A 20,877-nucleotide genomic window follows, 5' to 3' on the forward strand; every position below is an offset into this window, starting at 1 on the left:
CTTCTCCTTAGTTGCCCAAAGTGGATGTCAAAGACAACATTGAAGGACCAATTGCCACTATGAAAAAACAAGGCCATATAAATAGTAATAGTGGAAATATCATCTTTGTTGGAATTTTTGCTGCAATTTCTTCTACTTCTTGATTTCTTTTGTCGCGATAATCTTCGGTGTACTCTCGTAGAGTTTGAGCTAGACTACCGCCAATTTTTGATGCGTGAGCCAGCATGTTTACCAACCCTGTAATCTCACTTATGCCGGTTCTTTCAATTAACTCATCAAAAGCATCAGACATTTCTATGCCTGCTTTTATCTTGGCACATACCGTATCTAACTCATCGGCAAAGTCGGGGTGAGAAATTACGAGCTCATCGGCGACTCGTCTGAGAGCTGCATTGAAACCTAATCCAGATTCAGTACAAACCACCAATAGATCTAATGCATCAGGAACACCAGCCCTAACTTTGGACTGCCTTTTTTTTACCAATCGATTAAGAACTACATTAGGAGAATAGACACCAGCAGCGACACTCCCTATCAATGCTAAATTAAGGTTCGCCATATCGGATTGGAAAAAAAACAGTAGGGCCGCCGTCCCAAGCCCCAATACTAACGACAACCCTTTTGCTGCATAAAACACAGTAATTGCATTTGAGTCATGAAAACCAGCATGCATTAGCTGATGCCGTATACTCTCAGTGTTTTTGTTATCTTTGGGGGCCATAACAGGAGCTAGAGATTCAAGAGTTGAACTTAACCCACGGTTTTTCTTCAACTTGTCGGAATTATCTGATTTTCTAATTTGCTCTATCTTCTTCTGCAAAGGAGATTTGCTTCCCACAAAGATAAATGCAGTCGTCATTATAAAAGCGATGGTTGAGAGCAGAACTAATGTTAAAACAACAACTTGATCATCAAGATCAAAGTTTAGTATGGATAGCCATTCAATCATTATGTCTAGCATGACTACACCTCAAAATTAATGATATTGCGTATCCAAATAGAACCGATAAACAAACTCACAATTCCACCACTGACTAAAGTCATTCCTCTTGGATCTGTATAAAGAGGCTCAACATAAGCAGGGTGAATCAGATACATACCGATAAATAAAACAAATGGAGACAAAACAAGTATCCAAGCAGACAATCGACTCTCAGCAGAAATAGTTTTAATTTTCCTTTGTAGCTTAAACCGAGCCCTCAACACGCCTGATACCTTTTCTAAGTTCTCCGACAAGTTACCACCGGTTTCTTTTTGCAGTAATACCGCACTAGAAAAGGCCAACATCGATACAGTGGGCGTACGTTCTGCCATTTGCATAATAGCCAGCCTCATGTCGTAACCGTAATTAAGCAAATTGAACGTATTTTTAAACTCAACAGCGATAGGATCTTTCATTTCATTACCCACTTCATTGAAAGCTTGGGTAACAGGTTGGCCTGCTTGTAGCATCCGACGCATAATGTCCAACGCTTCAGGTAGTTGCTCTTCAAATTTGGATAAACGATCAGAAATACGTTTTTGGAGCCACATATGCAGCACTACCCATACACCAACAAAAGCGGCAACAGGAACAAAAAATGGCTGCCCCAAAGCAACTAAAGTCAGTGCTGTTAACAAGGCTATAACCGTGGTTAAAGTTATTGTTTTTGAGAGGCTCCAGTCATACCCAGATAGCTCAATCGACTTTTTAATAGACGCAAAAATCCCAATTTTCACCAATCTTCTGTCTAATGGAGACAGACTTTTCAAATAGTGCTCTTGTAATAGTGATCTTGCTTGCTCATCGAGGTTTGCTTGGGATAGTTTGAGACGCTTCGAGAGCTCCTTGTGTTTTGCTTTGCTACCTGCTGCCGGCAAGATAAGCGCTTGCGAGATAAACAGCACCGCAAAAAACAATAGTACAAAAAACAGTGTGGCATCTTCGAACATAGAGCCTCCTCGTTACTGGTACGTCTCGTTGAAAATTTCAAATGGCATATGCAATCCGCGTTTTGAAAGCTGGTCATGACACGCCGGAACTATCCCCGTCGCGGTAAAATAACCAATAACATTGCCATCTTCGTCCAATCGTTGACGTTGAAACTTAAAAATCTCCGACATAGTGATAATTTCACCTTCCATGCCGTTGATTTCAGAAATACTCACCATACGGCGTTTGCCGTCTTCTTGACGCTCCATTTGCACCACCAAGTGAATCGCAGACGCTATTTGCGCACGCAAGTTTTTAGTGGAAATATTCCAGCCGGCCATCGCAAACATATTCTCGACACGAGACAGTGCATCCCTTGGTGTATTGGCGTGAATAGTAGCAAGTGAGCCATCGTGACCTGTGTTCATCGCAGCTAACATATCGACGGCTTCACTACCACGCACCTCCCCCAATACAATGCGGTCAGGTCGCATACGCAATGAGTTTTTCACCAAATCACGCTGCGTGATTTCACCTTTACCTTCCAGATTTGCTGGACGCGTTTCTAACCTAACCACGTGAGGTTGTTGTAGCTGTAACTCGGCGGAGTCTTCAATAGTAATGATTCGATCGTCAGAAGGAATAAAGCCAGAAAAAATGTTCAGCGTGGTGGTTTTCCCTGAACCGGTACCTCCCGCGATAAGAATGTTAAGCTCGCCTTTCACCGCGGCTTCCACAAATTGAGCCATTTCGGGAGATAACGAGTTATAGCCCAGTAAGTTGTCCATGGTTAACTTATCAACAGCAAATCGACGAATGGAAACTGAAGCGCCATCGAGGGCCAGAGGCGGAATAATAGCGTTAACACGCGAACCGTCAGCCAAGCGTGCATCCACCATCGGTGAGGCTTCATCAATTCGACGGCCAACCTGACTCACGATGCGGTCTATGATGTTACGTAGGTGGCGATTATCCAAAAAGGTGTAAGGTGTTTTTTCCAGTTTGCCGCGCCGCTCTACAAACACACTTTTGGGGCCGTTAACCAAAATGTCGGACACCGTAGAATCATTAAGCAAAGGTTCGAGCGGACCTAAACCAAAAACCTCATCTTCGATTTGTTGGATAACGCGTTTACGTCCCTCGGCGCTCAAAGCATGAGATTGATCTTCTGCCATTAATTGAAGAATCGCTTCGTGTAAATCTGCTTTTGCTCTGTCTTGGTCTAAACTCGATAGCAACCCCAAATCGAGGGTTTCTAACAATCTTTGATGGTAATAGTGTTTGGTATCAACCTCTTGTTCTAACTGCCGTTTTGTGTCCTCTATTGCCTTGTCTTTAGCTTCAGCTTCTAAACGTTTTTTGTTCTGAGCTTCTGTTAAATCTTCAGCCTTGTCTATTAACCCAGCAACATTAGTTACTTCACTTGAAGCCTCTTTATCATCATGCTGCTCTACCGCTTCAAGTCTTTCTTGTAACTCTGGATTGGAATGTTTTTTCTTAAACAACATCCTTCATTACTCCTACGTAACCAAAAGTCAAACTCTTGCTACGAACGTCCAAACAAGCGTTTCACCCAACTAACTTGCTCTTGTTCATAAACAAAGAGAGTGCGTGCTATCGACTTAACTGCTTTGCTAATGGCACTGTTTTTTTTACTGACCACAAATGGGTTACCCAAGTTGGCGCTTTCAACCGCCGTTTTGTAGTCATTAGGGACGGTGTAAATTTTTACTCCGCCAATTGTTCCTTTTATGTCTTTCACTTTGATCGCCTGACGCTTTTCATAACGATTGACGACAATTTCAATGTTTTCTCGATGAACGCCATATTCAAAAGCCAGTATTTTCGCGATTCTTGTCGTGTTGCGAATCGATGCTAGATTTTGCTGTACTACTAGCATCGTTTTAGTCGACTGACTCACTACAGGAGTAATAAACTTATCCAACCCTCGCGACAGGTCGATCACGATATAAGTGTAGTATTCCCTCAGTAATGGGATTAATTTCCCTAAGTGTTTCACCTTGTCGTAATTTTCTGCATTACTTTCATGTTTAAAACCAAGCACATGCAAACCCGAATCGTGTTTGGCGACAAAGCTTCCCATCGAAACTTCATCTAAATCACTGACATTGGCTAATGCATCGGTCAAACAGTAGGGAGAGGATAGATTTAGGTAATCTTCACCGACACCAAACTGGATATCGAGATCCAGGAGCAGCACTTTATTCGGGTGAGATTGCGCCATCTCTATGGCACAGTTTGCCGCTAACATTGATGCACCGGCTCCCCCTTTAGTATTAAGAAACAAAATCACGTCACCGTATTCACGACTTGCGACTTTTTCATCTGCATGACTTTTTAGTAGTGGCCAAAAACTTTCAATACTCGCGCTGTCTGAAACAAAGTCTTCAGCACCGATTTTGAGAGCGATTCGCAATGCACCATTGTCGTTTTGATTACCAAAAACGATTAATGCTGTTTCAACTTGATTTTCATTCTCCCTAGGATCCTCATACTCCTGAAGTTCAATGATCTTTTGTGCCCAATTAGGGCCTGTTTCCACAAAGATCATATCTGGTGGGGTAAAGTGGGATAAATTGGCAACGACTAAGCTATGAAACGAAATTGTTTCAAAGGTAATACTTCTACTTTTGATTAATTCTTCGCTAATATGCTGTTGAAATCTGTCTGTCGAATAAAAAACCCATATAGATAAGTTCGTCCTCAAACGCAGAGGCTGATTGTCATTATTGTTGTATTCGATAGCTTCGGCCATTCCGGCTCCTAAGTTTCAAAAACAAAAATCTGAGCGCGCGCATTGCTCGATTTTTAACTCTCCTGAACTTTGACACTGTCTGTAATGGTTACAGCCGTGCGGTATCAACTTTGCCAACATCAAAGCCGCTAAATCGCGTTCTTAAAGCAGCAGATATCTAATAAAAGTGTAGGAAAAGTTAACTTGGTTTTCAGAAAACCATTATAAAATTTGCTTCTCTAGCTAAATGAAATAACGGTTTCAAACCATTATTCGAGGGAAACAAACAGTACATTCGTATCGTTACTTTTTTCAGTCACACTCTATTACCCTGACACCAAATGTCTTTATGTCCCAATCGAATACTCGATATCAAAAGACAGATAGATTCACAGAGTCAGACGAATGATCACATCTAGCATTTGATCAAAACACGGGCCTAAAGCAAATTCATCAACGGCATGACAATAAACGCCTTGCAGCTCATTCGCCGCAAAATCCCCGGCCAGATCTGCGTCTTCTAGCATGGTCGGATCGTTGGCCATTCTCAGCAGCAAGTCTTGTCCTTGCTCACTATCAGGTCCAGTCGCCGAAGTTAGTGATGAGCCCAAACCAAGCGTAAAAACGTAAATGTTTTCTTGACGAGCCACTTGAGCCATATCTTCAACAAGGTTACGCGCTACTCGGTTTACTCTTCGGTATAGATCAGATGCACTGTGACTGTAATAGTAATACTGCGATACTGGTCTTACCGGATGATCGGGATTGAGTACTTTGAATTCTTCTGCGTCTGAATCATGCGCCGTATAGAAATCTGGTAGGGATGCCAGATAATCATCGATGTCATAACTTCTCCAAGCTGGCCAACTAAGTGTTTGAGATATTTGGTCATGCCTGTACAAACCACGAGGTGTTCCCCCGCTAGTTGAATCTCCAGAACGCAAAGACCCTGTGTAATCTGTGCTGGTAAAACGTAAGTCGAACGTTGATGCAAAAGTATTAGGGGCACCATCGGTAAAAAACACTATGACTTTTAAACTTGCGGGGTTTTCAACATTGCGCAAGGCATCGAGTGCTTGATACATGCCTTCAGATGCATTGGTATATTGCACATTACCGCTGCCACCAAAATCAAAGGCGTCAATCTCAGTTAACAAATCAGAGCGACTATGTCCCCTAGTGGACTCAAAAGGAACAGGCACTTCAGCACCGTAAGCAAACTTAACAAGTGCTACGCGATCGAAGCTTTCGTGGAAGTTACTGACAAAGTCTTTCGAGCGCTCAACAACATCTTCAGTTACATCACCAATTGACCCGTACCTCAAAGACGTGGTGTTATCGACGACAAAGGCAATGTCTACCGGACGTCTTATTGACTGCGCATTGACCGCTATCTCCGTGGTTTGATAGCCGAATAAACTAAGAAATAATGTATTCGATACTTCGGCTGTCGCATTTACATCGATGGAAATATTGCCATTGTCATCATTGGTGTAATTAATCGTGCCTAAAGTCGGGACTGCATCGTGAAAATCACTTGGGAAATTCACGTTGAAGTATCGATTCGCCGCATCGGTTGCAGCTGACTCTCCGTTAGCAACTGCCCGAGCGGCAGCAATACTCGCGGCATCGACAGCAGCGAGCAACCGAGACTTAACCAAATACGTTCGCCCAGAATCAATCGCAAGTCCGGCGATCATTAATACAACCGGCATAGCCAGAACAGTAACTACCGCAACAAACCCAAAGGACTTTCGTTTTCTGAGTAGTTTTGTAATGTGTTGACTTGGCGTTTTCATCTGCAGCCTCCCTACAAATACGTCACATCAGAGATGGCAAAGTTGGCGTCAAAAAAGAAGGTGAACGCAGGCTCGTAGTTGTAAATAACTTCAACCACATACGTGCTTTCTCCGGCTTCTAAAGAGAGGGGGAAGTTCCCTAGAGTTGGAGGGTCATCAATCTCACAACTCCCGTCGGCATTCCAATTTTGGCAGTTGTCCCAAACTGAACTACTCGCATCAAACCCATGATCTAACCAACGATGTTGGGTAAACAAATACGGGTCTTCATCCTCTCTTCCCACAACAGTACTGATATACATGATGCCGTCGTCACCAAGATCTATTGGTTCTGAAGTGGTGGCTATCATGTCCATAACTTGTTCAGGACTAGATGTGCTACTTCTAGAAATTAGGTTAGCGCCTTCTCGACTTAGGCTGACAATAACGTGATTAGCTTGCAGCAATTGCGTCAGTTCATAGATCCCGGCGATGATTAAAAGAAGCAAAGGCAAGATAATTGAAAACTCGATGGCAGCTGTACCGCGTTGAGACTTTTTGGTTGGTTGGTTGCGCGTTATCATGATTAGAAGGCCTCGTTTCTCATCGCGGCACTAACCGTGAAGTTGTATTTTCCATCATCAGAAATGGCATACATAAATGGACTAATAATGTCCCACTCGCAATCAATGTGTATCGCAATCATGTCTCCAGAGCCACCGAAACCGATCACATTGTTCCCTTCCATATCTTCAACACGCATTTCGTCAACGCCGGTTACTTTGTCAAAATAACCATTCGAAGCCTCAGATATAACGTGCATAATTGCAGCTTCACGACTCGCGTTACCATCAGGGTCTAAATCTGTTCTGCCAGTAATAGCGTAACGAGCACCTTCTCTAACTGCATGCTGCATTGTCAGCTTCACATAACCAATGACAGCGACATCCAAAATCGTAAATAGGGTCAATAAAAACGCTAAAGCAACAATCGAAAATTCGATAATGGCAGTCCCTTTTTGTCGCTTTCGCGTACCGAATTTTGATTTTGACTTGTACACATTTTTTCCTGACGCCTTTTGTCTCAACGACGTAAGGAGTCCACTTTCGCGATGCAGTTGCTTAAACATCTCAACTCACCTCTCCAGTAATCTGTCACTCACTACAATGTGCTTGCTTTCGCTACTCACATTTCTCATTCAGAGCAAAAAAGCTCTTACCCACCGATGACTTCCATCGCACTAACCATGGTTTAGTCCGCAATACTTTCGAGTATTTGGCTATCTGAGCCTGTCAATGTATCCGTCGACTTACCCGTGTAAGTTTGATAACTAGTCTCCATTCTTTCTCCACTGGCAACCGGAAGAACATTTAAGTTCTGGTCACTCGCTTCTGGATTGAAAACCTGTGCTTTTTTAAGCGAGTTGGCGTAATAACCGAGCTCTAGCGGCTCTTTTTCCGCGCACCCTGTTAGGCTTATCATTCCAATAAAAGACAACAAAATCGTTAGTAATCTCATGTCTGTCTCCTACAAACTATGGCCAAATGCGCCTTCTGTTCCACCAGGAGACTCAAAGAAACGCTGTCCTTGATTGGCAATTTCTGCTGTTTCAATCGGCATCGACGGCGATGCAATGTAAGCACCTTTGCCCAACAAGTAATATTCATAGTCATTAGGTTTTACAAAAGCGTCGGTCGGTAATCGTATTTTGCTGCGATCGATAGGTTTCACCAGCCTTGGCGTGACTAAAATGACCAACTCAGTTTCGCCTGATACATAAGACTGACTATTAAATAGTTGGCCGAGGATGGGCACGTCGCTAAAGCCGGGAACCTTCTCGACTAAATCGCGCACATTTTCACTGAGTAGCCCAGCGATCCCTATGGTTTGTCCGTCTGCCAGCTCTAATGTTGACGACGCACTTCTACGTGTAATCGGTGGGATCACATAGGTACCATTTGTCGAACCCGGGGATAGTGTCAATGAAGTGGTATTCGCTATTTCACTCACGTCTACCGCCATATTTAGATTGATTTGTTTATCGGTAACAATCGTCGGAATAAATTTGAGTCCAACACCATATTCTTTGTATTGAATCGTTATTCCATCTCGAGTTGGTACTGGGATAGGGAATTCTCCACCAGCCAAAAATTCTGCTTTGGCACCACTAAGCGCTGTCAAGTTGGGTTCAGCTAACACTTGCGCCGCGCCCGTTTCTTTGGCGACATCCAATGCAAATGCAAACAAGGTATCTGAGTCTATGAAAGTGCCGAGCAATCCAGTTTCGGAAATAGATGGCGCAGTAAAAATAGGAGCGATACTTCCGTTCACGCTACCAATAGAGCCGCCTGATGAAGTGCCCCCCCAAGAGAAATTCCCACCAGTTTCAAAAAAGTGAAAATTGGAGTCGAAACGACGCACTAAACTTCGTTGAACTTCCGCTACAGTGACTTCGAGCATCACTTGCTGGGCTCCACCAATAGTAAGTAAGTTTACTACCCCCGATTGCTGAGTCTGCGAGCTAAGAGATTCGTTAGCCGCATCGGCTGATTCACCAGCGGTGTAGGTTTCAGCAATACGAAGCGCCGTATTCATTGCAGCCTTAGAACTGACTTGACCAGATAAAAGCAGTCGACTTTGAGCACTGTGCACTTCAATGTTTTCACTGGGTAAAAACTCAAAGAGCTTAGCTTTCAAACCATTCAGGTCGTGAGTTACTTCAATGCTAATTGACTCAATGAGCTGACCTCTGCTGTCCCACGCCATCAAATTAGTCGTACCCAGCTTTTTGCCGATTAAGAAAACTTCGTCTGACTTTAATATGACGATATCCAAAACCTCAGGGTCACCAAGAGATACACGGTTCGCCTTGCCCGCCAAGTTAACTTGGGTCGATTTATGTTGAGGGACTTTAACGATATTGGTGGATTGAGTAGCAGCGTATACAAAGTTTGAATGCGCACAGATGATTAATGATGCGAAAAGTGTCATCGCGAAACGAGTTAACCTTGAACAATAAATAAAACAAATTCTTACTTGTGTCATGACGTTATTCCTTTACCTGAATTCTTGAAGATTCAGTCCCTTTTAAAATAGTGACACTGGGCCTAACTACAGGGCGACGAACGACTGTTTTTTCTTCTTCATGGGGGTTGCGCAACGTTAATTGAATCTCGCCTTTACTGCGCGCAGTCAGTAACTTCTCTGCGTCTTTGGGCGAGACTTCTAGAGTTACTGCTCTCACCACAATGGGTTTGCTTTCTGAACTTCGAGCAGTCTGGTCAACAGCCAGTACTTTAATGTCTTTAAGAACCGTACTGGTTCTGACATTCGTTTCGCTGTAGCGAACCGTGTTGAGAATATCGACGCGGTTCCCCGGGAGAAGGAAGCCCGCGACGCCAATCACATCGTTAACCCGGATCGTTACAGCGCGTTTGTTATCAGGTATAAGTGACGCAAGCGCAGACCCCTCTCCAATGACATTGAGTCGCTGCTTGTTCAGTATTTCACCATCAAAAATGGTGTTGGCCACAACCTTGCCGATTAATTCACTTTCGTCCACATATTGATTGTCGTTACGCCATGACTTCTCTAACAATTTGGACGATAGGTGTTTTGATTCTATGGTCGTGCCTGCTGGTATTTCTGTCGCCGCAATTAAAATGGGTTCTCTCTCGATTACTTCCATTTCAACTTGTGGCGCGACTTGCCTATCCATCCATTGCTTGGCAAAAAATACAGCCCCAAGACCAAAAATCACGGATAGAAGGAACAACAGTATGATTTGATTTCGACTCATCGACGTCCTCCTCCTTTACCATCAGATGTAAAGTAAACCTGCCATGCTCTCTCAACAATTTCAGGAGTAATCACAGGGGCACATTCCTCAAATACAATGATATCTCTTGAAATTCCCACTATGTCTTTTGGCAAACAGGGATAAAAACCGACGTTATGTTGCTTATGCAACTCTAAAAGTAAGTCAATGGCTTGCGTGCTCACTTCTATTTGGCGAGCTTCAGAAAACAAGGTCCAAAGGCTGAGGTATTCGTCCTTCAGCAATGGGTGAAATTCAATTTTGTAACCAAGCCGCCGCAAGAAAGCAGGGTCGCTGATTTTTTCAGGGTCTAGGTTTGATGAAAACGCGAGAGTAAGAATAAATGGAATTGTAATTTGTTGGCCGTTTGGTAATGACAAATAATCATAGAAGTATTCCATCGGAACAATCCAACGATTTAACAGGGTATCGACTGGCATTGGCTGACGCCCTAAGTCGTCGATAATAAAGATGCCGTTATTTGCCATCATTTGCAGGGGTGCCATCCAGACCTTGTTGTGCTCAGAGTGATTGACTTCCAGCATGTCCATAGTCAACTCACCACCCACTTGAATACTGGGGCGCTCACATAGTGCCCATCGCTTATCATATTGCTCTTTAAACGCGAGGCTGGTATTTAATGCCTCTGGCACCTTTTTGTGATGCTGCCCAGAGAACACTTTTATAATATTGCCAGCGGCATACACGGCATAAGGTACATAGACAGAAGTGTTGAGCGAGTTCAGCAAACGAGTCGCGACAAATGTTTTACCTGTACCAGCATCACCATAAAGTAAAAGAGCTCGACCCGAGTTAATTGCCGGCCCCAATACTGAGGTCATTCTGCTAGCTCCCAATACATCACTAAGCGCAAACTCCACATCAGGTCGAGTGACCTTATGAGCTCGAACATCTTGCGCTTTTATCATTTGATCGTAATCGGTAAGGGAAACGGGAGCTGGACCTAAATATGCGTCTTTTACAAAAGCCGCATCTGCCGCTTTAGCTCCCAGTTCAGATAATGCATAGCCAACATGGCCTGCATCGCTAGACGCTGATACTTGATGAACTTCGATTAGCGCTTTCGCTCGTAGAGTGGCAAGCATTTCATCAATGAGATGACTGTTGAGGCAAATGGAACGCGTGAGTGCCAGCATGTCCGACTTTGGAAAGGCAGCAAGGTGTTTGATCAATAGATTTTCAAGAACAGCTCTAGGCACCCCAGTTTCTTGAAACGAGGTAGGAACTTTTGGCGGAGCCGCTTGAGGCTTCAAACCTTCTCTGTGTCGACGCTCTGCGGTTTGTGCAACCATTCGCGCCTCCTTGTAGTTATACTGTGTTACGTCTCCTAAACATCAGGTGGCGTAATAGCTCTGCATTGCCAGTCCAATTACTACAACAGGTGCAAAAGGCATATGTTGATTTTGGCTCGACGAATCCAATGTCAGCCTTGCGCTTTTTGTTCCGTACAAGACTGCCGTCTTATAAGTTAAAAGTATTTGCTTAAAGCTGGTGTCACTGTTCGCCGACCTGTAAACCATGAAAGTCCCCCCGACAATCACAGTTGCAACCGCAACCCACATACTGACCGACAGTAGCTCACCCCACCCTGCCACAAAACCAACCACACCAAGGAGTTTCACGTCTCCAGGAGCCATTGCACCAACAAGATGAAAAACCAGCGACGCTGCAAACATCACAACCAGACCAATTAAAGCCATACTTGTATAATGGATGACATCGTCAGAGAGGAAGTACTGTACTAAGCTTATGGCCAAAATAGCCAAAAGGTATCTATTCGGAATACGCTGCTCACGGGCATCGGTAACAGCAACTAGTACAAACAGAAACCAAATGAGATATTCAAGCACTCGCTACGCCCTAATCGCTAAAGAGGCTCGAAAATTCCTCTTCGAAAATCCCGCGAAAGGCTATAAATAGCCCCGAGAATCCGGCAACCATTGCTCCAGCACCAACAACATACTCGACAACAGTGAGTCCGCTTTCATCTAGAAAAAATTCAGAAATGCTTGATAAGACACTCATGTTCAATCCCTCTCATTTGAACAAAGAGCGTGGAATTACCTCAATGCAATTCCACAACCTCTTTCAAGCGTAGTCTGGATCTCATTTTTTTCTTGGGTTGCTCAGTATGCTTTAGTCAAACACACTCTCGAGTTCAGTTTCCAACACGCTACTAAATGCGCCAAAAATCCCTGCCAAACCCGCTACAAGTAAGCCTGCACCGACAACGTATTCAACTACGGTTAGACCTTCTTCGTCTTGGAAAAATGCTTTAGTTTTGTTGATTAAAGTGTTCATGTTTCGTCTCCTTACTCAGCAACACATCGTGCTTAATATTTAATCTACAAGTTGAGGCGACGAGTAGTTAGTAGCTTTATAACTATGTCTGGCACTTTTTTGCTATTTTTTTAGTGGCAAATGACTCATCAACGAATGTTAAACGTTAAACCCAAGGTTTAAATTTTTGGTCTGAGCTCATAAAAAAACTAAAGATCAACAAATAAGTTTTTATTTATTAGATACATATAATGACAAAACAAAAACCTTGCTCATTAAGAGAGAATTAAGTTATATATTCTCAATACTGATACTTGACAGTTTTATTAATAAGCAACTTCGTGAATCAAGATCACACTTTTTGTTCTATTTAAATCGTATTTTCTCTTGCTTTGTTTGTCGTTCATTGAATAACAAAGACTTAGCCAATTTGAAGAGAATATTCTCTAGTGATCGAATTGAACGCTCTAATACTTGAGCATTAAAACCACCGTTTTTGACTCTTGTTTAGCTATACCCAAGTTATCTTCCTCAACATTAAATTGAATTCACCACATTTGAACTAAACTTGATCTCAATAGTTTTTAAAGTGCCTAGTGCAAAACAAGTTTGGCAGTTTAGCCTGACGCCGCAAAGGCACCTTGGTGGGTTTATGGATGTGCGCTTTAAAGGTTGCTGGTTAGGTAAATCGATCTCGTACATTCCTCGCGATCTGCACTATCAGTTCGAGCAGTATTTTGAGTTACAAGAATACGGCCATGATGTTTCGGTGATAAGTGAGCCGAATATACGTTTTTGCTTTTTCTTCTACGACCCAAGAGTTAACCACCCACTATTCATTACTGCCTATCGACTCTCAATCAATCTCAACAAAAAACTGGTTCTCATTTCACACGACGATTTAGAACATTTATCCGATTATCGAGAAGTCATATTTGATCAATTAGTCGTTGATCAAATCAGCTCAACCTTATGGCTCAAAGATCTCGACAGCAATATCCGATATCAGCTCGAAAACCACCTTGAAGTCCTAAATGTAGATGCAGACAAAACCAATACAGCCACTGAAAAGAAATCGGTGAGAAAGCCCAATAAAGATCTACTCGAGATTATTCGTCATATTGAAAAGAACTTAGCGAACACGATACGAGAAGAGGATATCGCGGACTACTGCCACTATTCGGTCACGTATTTTTCGAAGTACTTTCACAAGCACGTCGGGATGAGTTTTCGAGACTATTTAACGCAAAAGCGTATTGAACTCGCCAAGCAGATGTTAACTCAAGAAAAAAATACCAAAATCGCGTTCATCGCTTTTCAATGCGGATACAAAGACGTGTCGTACTTTTCCCGCATCTTCAAAAAGAAAACCGGGATGACGCCTGCGACGTTTCGCCACAGCCGAGAAGCGTTTTCAGCGGGCAAGTAAAATGTCACCCAATTGGTTGTTTCTTAGTGACACTGCTAGAATTAACAAGAATTTAACATTCGGAACCTGTTATGTCGGAAATGAGCCAATCCACGTGTACTTTGCCACCACCTAATGAACTGATCCTGCGCTGGGCAGAGGAACGACCAAACGACGTCTATCTAAAACAAATGACAAATAGGCAGTTCGTCGAGTTTACTTTTACAGATGTGAAGAACCATGCTTTGTGTTTAGTGAGTGCGTTGCGAGACAAGGGGTTAGCACCGGGAGATAAGGTAGCTCTGGTCTCAAAAAACTGCGCTGAGTGGTTCATCTGCGATTTGGCATTGATGTTGGGTGACTATATCAGTGTTCCTATTTTTCCCACGGCATCAAAAGACACCATTAGCTATTGCTTGGAGCACAGTGGTAGTAAGGCAATTATTGCCGGAAAACTCGATGATAGCCAGGCTTGTCAAACCGTCATCAACAACCATCCAGATATCCTAAGCATAGCGTTACCTTATACCAGTGCCCCCAACTGCCAACATCAGTATTTAGATTTTATGTCTAATTACGAACCAAGTGATGAACGTGCTCAGCATCATGACAACAAGTTAATGTCTTTGGTGTACACATCTGGTACCTCTGGTGTTCCCAAAGGTGCCATGTTGACTTATGGGGCATTTAATTGGTCAGTCAATCGGTTAACGAACTTCATTGGCTTTAGTGCCAAAGATCGGCTGTTTTCCTACCTTCCTTTGGCACATATTACTGAACGTGTTTATATCTTTGGCTCGTCCATTTCCGGCGGTGTTATGACGGCTTTTCCAGAGTCGCTGGATACCTTTATTGATGATGTGAAAGCGCATCAACCCACCTTGTTTATTTCTGTTCCTAGGTTGTGGACTGTCTTTCAGCAACGCATTCAAGAGAAACTGCCACAGCGCAAACTGTCGATATTACTAAAGATCCCTCTCCTTAATGGCTTGATAAAAAAGAAAATTGCCAAGGGGTTGGGGTTAGATCAAGCTCGTGTCCTTGGATGCGGCTCTGCTCCAGTGTCCCCTAATCTACTTAGGTGGTATCACAGTGTTGGGCTCAATATTACCGAAGCTTGGGGAATGACCGAGACTTATGCGTACAGTACGCTCAACTATCCATTTAGAGCTGACAAAATAGGTACGGTCGGCTTGGCTGGTCCCGGTATTGAAATGAAGTTATCTGATGAAGAAGAAGTGCTCATTAGAGGAGAAGGACTGTTTGCTGGTTACTACAACAATGATCAAGCAACGAATGAATGTTTTGATAAAGATGGTTGGCTACACACAGGTGACATTGGTTCTATTGATAAAGAAGGTTACTTAACACTGCGCGGAAGAATAAAAGATACCTTTAAAACGGCAAAAGGGAAGTTTGTCGCGCCCGTTCCCATAGAAAAGCAGTTCCTCGATAACTGCAAAGCGGAAATGATCTGTCTTGTTGGACTTGGTATGCCTGCCCCCATAATGTTAATCGTTCCACCCGACTTTCACGATTTTGATAGAGAGCGGTATCAACGGTCGGTGGTTCGAACTATTGAACAGTTAAACAACCAACTAGAGTCTCATGAACAAATCAAAGGGGCACTAATTGCTCGCGAAGATTGGTCAATTGAATCCGGTGTGTTGACGCCGACATTGAAGATTAAACGGCATGAACTAGAAAATCGTTATCATGAAATTGGAGTTAACTGGCCCAAAGATCAGTTGGTTCGCTGGGAAGATAAGATATAAGCTCAGATAGTGCTTAATATAATCGATATGAGCCAATTCAAAACAACATTGAATTGGCTTTATTATAAGTTCAGCTTACAGAATGTATAATCTAGCATTATAGAAATTTGTTGTAGTTAACCTGTGACTGGCTCGGCAAATCGATCCCAACATCTAGCTGTATAAACTTGCTGACCGACTCTATGTCTTGAATATCTGACGTTTGATTTGAGCTAAAATCTTTGTTTTTATTGGTGTTAACACTTAAAACACGATTGACTCGACTGACAAACTCACCAAATTGAATATCAAACCCTACATGCATCGCTAATCTCATGGTCTTTCTCCTAATTGTTATTGGAATGTTCTCTCTTTGTTGACAACAATTATTAGATATAGTTATCTTCATGACGAGCGATCAAAATTAACAACAACTATAAGTTAAAGTTATGGATAACAGATTAAGACACTTATCGGCATTACGATATTTCGAGGCGGCAGCGCGACTGAGTAGTTATAGCCGTGCAGCGGAAGAGCTGTTTATTAGCCAAGCAGCGGTAAGTCAAAAAATTCGTCAATTGGAAGAAGCACTTGATTGCAAACTCTTTGTTCGAAAAGGAAGAGATATGCAATTGACCGATAAAGGAAAAACACTCTTTAAACAGGTTTCAAAAGGGTTTGAGGAAGTGATTACAGGCCTCAACCAAATATCCAACGAACCCATGGATGGACTACTAACGGTGCAAGCTCCGCCTTCATTTGCTTCGCGTTGGTTGTTGCCTAAGCTTTGGAAATTTAGTGTCAAATACCCAAACATCCCGATTCGTGTTGAAACAACGTGTGATTCACCTAGGTTAAAGCACGGCGAAGTTGATTTAATCATCTACCAAAGTGATGTCTACTTTAATACTAAGTCGATTGTTGAGCCGGGTGCGATCGTTACTCCGCTACTTAGTGAGCCAATATATCCATACTGCTCCCCTGAACTGGCCGAATCGATGAAGTTTGCCGACGATCCTTCCCGGTTACTCGATTGCTGGTTAATTCATTATCCGCATCACGCTTTTCCTTGGACTCTGTGGTTTGAGCAATCAGGCACCGTCTGCCCAGAGCAGACAGTGCAGTGGATGGAAGTGCAGACCTTTGATATGGCGCTTAGTACTGTAGTAGCAGGTCATGGTGTATGTTTAGCCAGTGATATCTTGGCATCGGAGTACACTGAGCGAGGGTTATTGGTGAAACCATTTGATATTGGTTTATCACCGGGCCTCGACTTTTATGTCATGGTAGATCCCAATTCACCACGCCGAGATCGGATCAAAGTATTTTCAGACTGGTTGTATCAAGAAATGCAAGAGTTCACTGTACAGCGCTCTTGCGCAGACGTTATAAAAATCGCTTAACGATTCTATTTAGATAACTCAATCCAGCTCGCATTGGGGAAAGTAGTGCTTAACTCACTTACTTTCCCATCTCTCTTCAACTAAGTCGGAAGTTAGATGCTCAGACAAGTCATCGACTTGATACCGCTTTGCTTTATCACTTAGCAAAAATTTACCAAATACACCGAAAATCTTTGTAATTAGAAAGGGGTTTCTAATCCCAAGTATAGATCTGACATTCAAATTACTGAATTCGTTTTGCTTTTCCATCGCTTACACCCCATAAACATAATCGTTAATGTGGTCATCATCAGGTAATTCGATTACGCTCTCAAACGATGCATTCTAACGATAAGTTAAGGAAAACTTAACCGATGGAAAGACTAACCAACCTGCAAGGCTTGTACTATTTCTATGTAGCAGCCAATACTTTGAGTTTTAAAAAAGCCGCACAACGATTATTCGTTACTCCAGCAGCGATTAGTCAGCAAATTCGCCTGCTAGAAGAGCAACTGGCCGTCACTCTTTTCTCACGTCAATATCGCTCTGTCGAACTCACGCAAGATGGGCATAAGTTACTGCACCATCTACAACAAGGTTTTGAACATATTGAATTAGGTGTCAAAGCCATGCAGCAAGATAAAAACCCTCATCAATTGGCGATTTCAACTCTGCCTTCGTTTGCTCAACACTGGCTAGTTCCACGAATTCAGCAGTTCAGGGAAGATAATTCTGACCTTTCGTTATTGATAGATCCAAGTAACGATATAGTGAACTTTGATAATGATGATATCGATTTATCGATTCGATATGGCAAAGGAAAATATGATGGTATCGAAGCGCGTCCTTTGATGGAAGAAATACTCTATCCGGCATGTCACCCTATGTACCAAGAGCTACATCAAGTCGAAACCATTGATGACTTGCTGCATGCCGATTTGATCGAAGATAGTTGGCCTGATGTTAAGTGGGATACTTGGTTAAATGCGGAAGGAAGCTCGCAAACACTTTCTCCAATTAGCTATAGTGGATCGCACTTTGTTTTAGAGGCGGTTCTTATGATGCAAGGGGTTGGTCTAGTCAAACACTCCCTCGCGTATCGATATATTGAAAAAGGCGCTCTTGTTCGAATTGGTGACATGGCGATCAGACCCAGTTTTCAGTATTACCTATGTGCCCCTAGCCACCATTTTCAACGCCCAAAAGTACAGCGTTTTGAAGCTTGGTTGGGCAAGCAAATTGCCGAGTATCAACAACATATTCCAGATTTTGAAAAACTTGTTGGCTGCCAGCATGTCTCTGAACTCGATAAATAAAGCTAGATCGGACAGATAATCAAGCGGTTATACCAAAATTAGAACTCAATTTATGTACCCCTTCTGGATACTTTAAATACAAAAAGGTTCAGCAGTTTAATCATTGGATTAGTAATGAAGTGACGCTCTTTCAAGAGCGATACCCGTTGGATATGGAAGTATTAGATGCTCATTTTCCCTCTCCAACATAATGGAGAAAGTGGCTGTGATAAAAAATGGACCAAGGTGAACAATGTAAAAGTTTACCCAAACAAAAACCCCTCGAGCAATCGAGGGGTTTTTCTTAAGCTAAATTAAACTACCTAAAGGTAATTACTTCTTAGCTTCGCGCTCTTTAACTTCAGCGATAACTTGCTCAGCAACGTTCTGTGGACATGGTGCGTATTGACCAAATTCCATAGAGAACTGACCACGGCCAGAAGTGATAGTACGTAGGTGACCGATGTAGCCAAACATTTCTGATAGAGGAACGTCAGCTTTAATACGAACACCAGTAGTACCAGCTTGCTGGTCTTTGATCATGCCGCGACGACGGTTAAGGTCACCGATTACGTCACCAACGTTGTCTTCTGGAGTGAATACGTCAACGTTCATGATTGGCTCAAGAAGTTGTGCACCCGCTTTAGGCATAGATTGACGGAATGCACCTTTAGCAGCGATTTCGTAAGCGATAGCTGAAGAGTCAACTGCGTGGAAACCACCGTCGAATAGTTCAACTTCTACGTCTAGAGTTGGGAAGCCAGCTAGAACACCAGTTTCCATCATAGATGCGAAACCTTTCTCAACTGCAGGCCAGAATTCTTTAGGTACATTACCACCAACAACTGTTGAAGAGAACGTGAAGCCAGAGTTTGGCTCACCTGGGCGGATGCGGTAGTCGATCTTACCGAACTGACCAGAACCACCAGACTGCTTCTTGTGCGTGTAGCTATCTTCAACTGCTTGAGTGATAGTTTCACGGTAAGCTACCTGTGGAGCACCTACTTCAAGCTCAACGCCGTAAGTACGCTTAAGGATATCTACCTTGATGTCTAGGTGAAGTTCACCCATACCTTTCAGGATAGTTTCGCCAGACTCTTCGTCAGTCTCAACTTGGAAAGATGGATCTTCTGCAACCATCTTACCGATAGCGATACCCATCTTCTCTGAACCGCCTTTGTCCTTAGGAGTTACAGCGATAGAGATTACTGGTTCTGGGAAGATCATAGCTTCAAGAGTACATTCGTGCTTAGGATCACATAGAGTGTGACCAGTTTGAACGTTCTTCATACCAACGATAGCGATGATGTCACCAGCTTGCGCTTCAGTAAGTTCGTTACGCTCATCAGCTTGCATCTCACACATACGACCGATACGCTCAGTCTTACCCGTTGCTGAGTTAAGGATAGTGTCACCCTTCTTCAGACGGCCAGAGTAGATACGTACGAACGTTAGAGCACCAAAACGGTCATCCATGATCTTGAATGCTAGCGCTTTTAGAGGCTCATCTGGAGATACAGTAGCAACTTCGCCAGTTGGCTCACCAGTTTCTGGATCAGTTAGTGGCTGAGGATCAACTTCAGCTGGAGCTGGTAGGTAGTCAACAACAGCATCAAGAACAAGTTGCATACCTTTGTTCTTGAACGCAGAACCACAGAATGTTGGGAAGAATGCTAGGTCACGAGTACCCTTACGGATACAAGCTTTTAGCTGCTCGATAGTCGGCTCTTCACCTTCCATGTAAGCTTCCATTAGGTCGTCGTCTTGCTCTACAGCAGTCTCAACTAGCTCTTCACGGTAAGCTTCAACGTCATCAACCATATCCGCTGGGATATCTTTAATTTCGTAGTTTTCAGGTAGACCAGTGTCATCCCAAACGTAAGCTTGACGGTTTAGTACGTCTACAACACCAACGAAATCGTCTTCACGACCGATTGGCAGAGTCATTACTAGTGGGTTAGCGCCAAGAACGTTCTTAACTTGGTCAACAACGTTGAAGAAGTCAGCACCCATACGGTCTAGTTTGTTTACGAAGATCAAACGAGCTACTTCTGAGTCGTTCGCGTAACGCCAGTTAGTCTCTGACTGAGGCTCAACACCACCAGAACCACAGAATACACCGACACCACCGTCCAGCACTTTTAGAGAACGGTATACTTCTACTGTGAAGTCAACGTGTCCAGGAGTATCGATAACGTTTAGGCGGTGGTTTTTCCACTCACAAGTTACCGCTGCAGACTGGATGGTAATACCACGCTCAGCTTCCTGCTCCATGAAGTCAGTTGTAGACTCACCGTCGTGTACTTCACCAGTTTTGTGGATTTTACCAGTAAGCTTTAGGATACGCTCAGTGGTGGTAGTTTTACCCGCATCAACGTGCGCGAAAATACCAATGTTTCTGTACTTTGATAAATCTGCCATTGTCTTACTCTGTTTATAAGGTATAAATTGCGCGCAGAGTATATCACAATCTGT

Annotated in this window: 20 protein-coding genes; 4 read left to right on the forward strand and 16 right to left on the reverse strand. The window is 43.1% G+C overall.

Annotated elements, in window-relative coordinates:
* Window positions 1-7: 7 nt before the first annotated feature.
* The 14 genes from ACXAFJ_RS10545 to ACXAFJ_RS10610 all read right to left on the reverse strand — a co-directional run bounded on the left by ACXAFJ_RS10545 (window position 8) and on the right by ACXAFJ_RS10610 (window position 12,584).
* Entirely contained in the window at window positions 8-949 is a 942-nt protein-coding gene (locus ACXAFJ_RS10545) for a type II secretion system F family protein (RefSeq protein WP_475323287.1), read from the reverse strand.
* A gap of 14 nt (window positions 950-963) precedes the next feature.
* Window positions 964-1,932 carry a type II secretion system F family protein gene (locus ACXAFJ_RS10550; RefSeq protein WP_475323289.1) on the reverse strand — a complete coding sequence of 323 codons (969 nt, stop codon included), beginning with the start codon at window positions 1,930-1,932 and terminating at the stop codon, window positions 964-966.
* 12 nt (window positions 1,933-1,944) lie between these two features.
* A complete protein-coding gene (locus ACXAFJ_RS10555) occupies window positions 1,945-3,420 on the reverse strand; it encodes a CpaF family protein (RefSeq protein ID WP_475323290.1) in 1,476 nt (491 codons plus the stop codon).
* A 38-nt stretch (window positions 3,421-3,458) separates the two neighbouring features.
* A complete protein-coding gene (locus ACXAFJ_RS10560) occupies window positions 3,459-4,688 on the reverse strand; it encodes a CpaE/TadZ family protein (RefSeq protein WP_475323291.1) in 1,230 nt (409 codons plus the stop codon).
* Window positions 4,689-5,056: 368 nt separating this feature from the next.
* Window positions 5,057-6,466 (reverse strand): vWA domain-containing protein, encoded by a 1,410-nt coding sequence (locus ACXAFJ_RS10565; RefSeq protein WP_475323293.1) that lies wholly within the window; start codon window positions 6,464-6,466, stop codon window positions 5,057-5,059.
* Window positions 6,467-6,477: 11 nt separating this feature from the next.
* Complete coding sequence (locus ACXAFJ_RS10570; protein ID WP_475323294.1) at window positions 6,478-7,029, reverse strand: TadE/TadG family type IV pilus assembly protein; 552 nt, start codon at window positions 7,027-7,029, stop codon at window positions 6,478-6,480.
* A 2-nt stretch (window positions 7,030-7,031) separates the two neighbouring features.
* Complete coding sequence (locus ACXAFJ_RS10575) at window positions 7,032-7,505, reverse strand: TadE/TadG family type IV pilus assembly protein (RefSeq protein WP_475323295.1); 474 nt, start codon at window positions 7,503-7,505, stop codon at window positions 7,032-7,034.
* Between the two features lie 191 nt (window positions 7,506-7,696).
* Complete coding sequence (locus ACXAFJ_RS10580; RefSeq protein WP_475323297.1) at window positions 7,697-7,963, reverse strand: hypothetical protein; 267 nt, start codon at window positions 7,961-7,963, stop codon at window positions 7,697-7,699.
* 9 nt (window positions 7,964-7,972) lie between these two features.
* Window positions 7,973-9,436 carry a type II and III secretion system protein family protein gene (locus tag ACXAFJ_RS10585; protein ID WP_475324111.1) on the reverse strand — a complete coding sequence of 488 codons (1,464 nt, stop codon included), beginning with the start codon at window positions 9,434-9,436 and terminating at the stop codon, window positions 7,973-7,975.
* Between the two features lie 58 nt (window positions 9,437-9,494).
* Window positions 9,495-10,244, reverse strand: a complete 750-nt coding sequence (cpaB, locus tag ACXAFJ_RS10590) for a Flp pilus assembly protein CpaB (RefSeq protein ID WP_475323298.1) — start codon at window positions 10,242-10,244, stop codon at window positions 9,495-9,497.
* Window positions 10,241-11,575 (reverse strand): P-loop NTPase family protein, encoded by a 1,335-nt coding sequence (locus ACXAFJ_RS10595; protein WP_475323299.1) that lies wholly within the window; start codon window positions 11,573-11,575, stop codon window positions 10,241-10,243. Before ACXAFJ_RS10595 ends, cpaB begins: the two co-directional genes overlap by 4 nt.
* A gap of 42 nt (window positions 11,576-11,617) precedes the next feature.
* A complete protein-coding gene (locus ACXAFJ_RS10600) occupies window positions 11,618-12,133 on the reverse strand; it encodes an A24 family peptidase (RefSeq protein ID WP_475323301.1) in 516 nt (171 codons plus the stop codon).
* Between the two features lie 10 nt (window positions 12,134-12,143).
* Window positions 12,144-12,308, reverse strand: coding sequence for a Flp family type IVb pilin (locus ACXAFJ_RS10605; RefSeq protein WP_475323302.1), 165 nt, complete (start codon window positions 12,306-12,308; stop codon window positions 12,144-12,146).
* 111 nt (window positions 12,309-12,419) lie between these two features.
* Entirely contained in the window at window positions 12,420-12,584 is a 165-nt protein-coding gene (locus ACXAFJ_RS10610; protein ID WP_475323304.1) for a Flp family type IVb pilin, read from the reverse strand.
* A 568-nt stretch (window positions 12,585-13,152) separates the two neighbouring features.
* On the opposite strand from ACXAFJ_RS10610, the gene ACXAFJ_RS10615 reads away from it, so the two are divergent.
* Both ACXAFJ_RS10615 and ACXAFJ_RS10620 read left to right on the forward strand, forming a co-directional pair.
* Entirely contained in the window at window positions 13,153-13,992 is an 840-nt protein-coding gene (locus ACXAFJ_RS10615; protein WP_475323305.1) for a helix-turn-helix domain-containing protein, read from the forward strand.
* 71 nt (window positions 13,993-14,063) lie between these two features.
* A complete protein-coding gene (locus ACXAFJ_RS10620; RefSeq protein ID WP_475323306.1) occupies window positions 14,064-15,746 on the forward strand; it encodes an AMP-binding protein in 1,683 nt (560 codons plus the stop codon).
* 97 nt (window positions 15,747-15,843) lie between these two features.
* Here the strand turns inward: ACXAFJ_RS10620 and ACXAFJ_RS10625 are convergent, their stop codons facing one another.
* Window positions 15,844-16,062, reverse strand: coding sequence for a hypothetical protein (locus ACXAFJ_RS10625; protein ID WP_475323308.1), 219 nt, complete (start codon window positions 16,060-16,062; stop codon window positions 15,844-15,846).
* A 112-nt stretch (window positions 16,063-16,174) separates the two neighbouring features.
* Between ACXAFJ_RS10625 and ACXAFJ_RS10630 the strand changes: the two genes are divergently transcribed.
* Together ACXAFJ_RS10630 and ACXAFJ_RS10635 are read left to right on the forward strand one after the other, a co-directional pair.
* Window positions 16,175-17,128, forward strand: coding sequence for a LysR substrate-binding domain-containing protein (locus tag ACXAFJ_RS10630; RefSeq protein WP_475323309.1), 954 nt, complete (start codon window positions 16,175-16,177; stop codon window positions 17,126-17,128).
* 353 nt (window positions 17,129-17,481) lie between these two features.
* On the forward strand, window positions 17,482-18,423 hold the full coding sequence (locus ACXAFJ_RS10635) for a LysR substrate-binding domain-containing protein (RefSeq protein WP_475323310.1): 942 nt from the start codon (window positions 17,482-17,484) through the stop codon (window positions 18,421-18,423).
* Window positions 18,424-18,735: 312 nt separating this feature from the next.
* Here the strand turns inward: ACXAFJ_RS10635 and fusA are convergent, their stop codons facing one another.
* Window positions 18,736-20,823, reverse strand: a complete 2,088-nt coding sequence (gene fusA / locus ACXAFJ_RS10640) for an elongation factor G (RefSeq protein WP_475323312.1) — start codon at window positions 20,821-20,823, stop codon at window positions 18,736-18,738.
* Between the last annotated feature and the right edge of the window lie 54 nt (window positions 20,824-20,877).

It is taken from the genome of Vibrio sp. ABH4_348, assembly GCF_056159765.1.

Coding starts and splice junctions, on each gene's coding strand:
- ACXAFJ_RS10545 (WP_475323287.1), bottom strand. CDS start 949: ATGATTGAATGGCTATCCATACTAAACTTTGATCTTGATGATCAAGTT.
- ACXAFJ_RS10550 (WP_475323289.1), bottom strand. CDS start 1,932: ATGTTCGAAGATGCCACACTGTTTTTTGTACTATTGTTTTTTGCGGTG.
- ACXAFJ_RS10555 (WP_475323290.1), bottom strand. CDS start 3,420: ATGTTGTTTAAGAAAAAACATTCCAATCCAGAGTTACAAGAAAGACTT.
- ACXAFJ_RS10560 (WP_475323291.1), bottom strand. CDS start 4,688: ATGGCCGAAGCTATCGAATACAACAATAATGACAATCAGCCTCTGCGT.
- ACXAFJ_RS10565 (WP_475323293.1), bottom strand. CDS start 6,466: ATGAAAACGCCAAGTCAACACATTACAAAACTACTCAGAAAACGAAAG.
- ACXAFJ_RS10570 (WP_475323294.1), bottom strand. CDS start 7,029: ATGATAACGCGCAACCAACCAACCAAAAAGTCTCAACGCGGTACAGCT.
- ACXAFJ_RS10580 (WP_475323297.1), bottom strand. CDS start 7,963: ATGAGATTACTAACGATTTTGTTGTCTTTTATTGGAATGATAAGCCTA.
- ACXAFJ_RS10585 (WP_475324111.1), bottom strand. CDS start 9,436: ATGACACTTTTCGCATCATTAATCATCTGTGCGCATTCAAACTTTGTA.
- cpaB (WP_475323298.1), bottom strand. CDS start 10,244: ATGAGTCGAAATCAAATCATACTGTTGTTCCTTCTATCCGTGATTTTT.
- ACXAFJ_RS10595 (WP_475323299.1), bottom strand. CDS start 11,575: ATGGTTGCACAAACCGCAGAGCGTCGACACAGAGAAGGTTTGAAGCCT.
- ACXAFJ_RS10605 (WP_475323302.1), bottom strand. CDS start 12,308: ATGAGTGTCTTATCAAGCATTTCTGAATTTTTTCTAGATGAAAGCGGA.
- ACXAFJ_RS10610 (WP_475323304.1), bottom strand. CDS start 12,584: ATGAACACTTTAATCAACAAAACTAAAGCATTTTTCCAAGACGAAGAA.
- ACXAFJ_RS10620 (WP_475323306.1), top strand. CDS start 14,064: ATGTCGGAAATGAGCCAATCCACGTGTACTTTGCCACCACCTAATGAA.
- ACXAFJ_RS10625 (WP_475323308.1), bottom strand. CDS start 16,062: ATGAGATTAGCGATGCATGTAGGGTTTGATATTCAATTTGGTGAGTTT.
- ACXAFJ_RS10630 (WP_475323309.1), top strand. CDS start 16,175: ATGGATAACAGATTAAGACACTTATCGGCATTACGATATTTCGAGGCG.
- ACXAFJ_RS10635 (WP_475323310.1), top strand. CDS start 17,482: ATGGAAAGACTAACCAACCTGCAAGGCTTGTACTATTTCTATGTAGCA.
- fusA (WP_475323312.1), bottom strand. CDS start 20,823: ATGGCAGATTTATCAAAGTACAGAAACATTGGTATTTTCGCGCACGTT.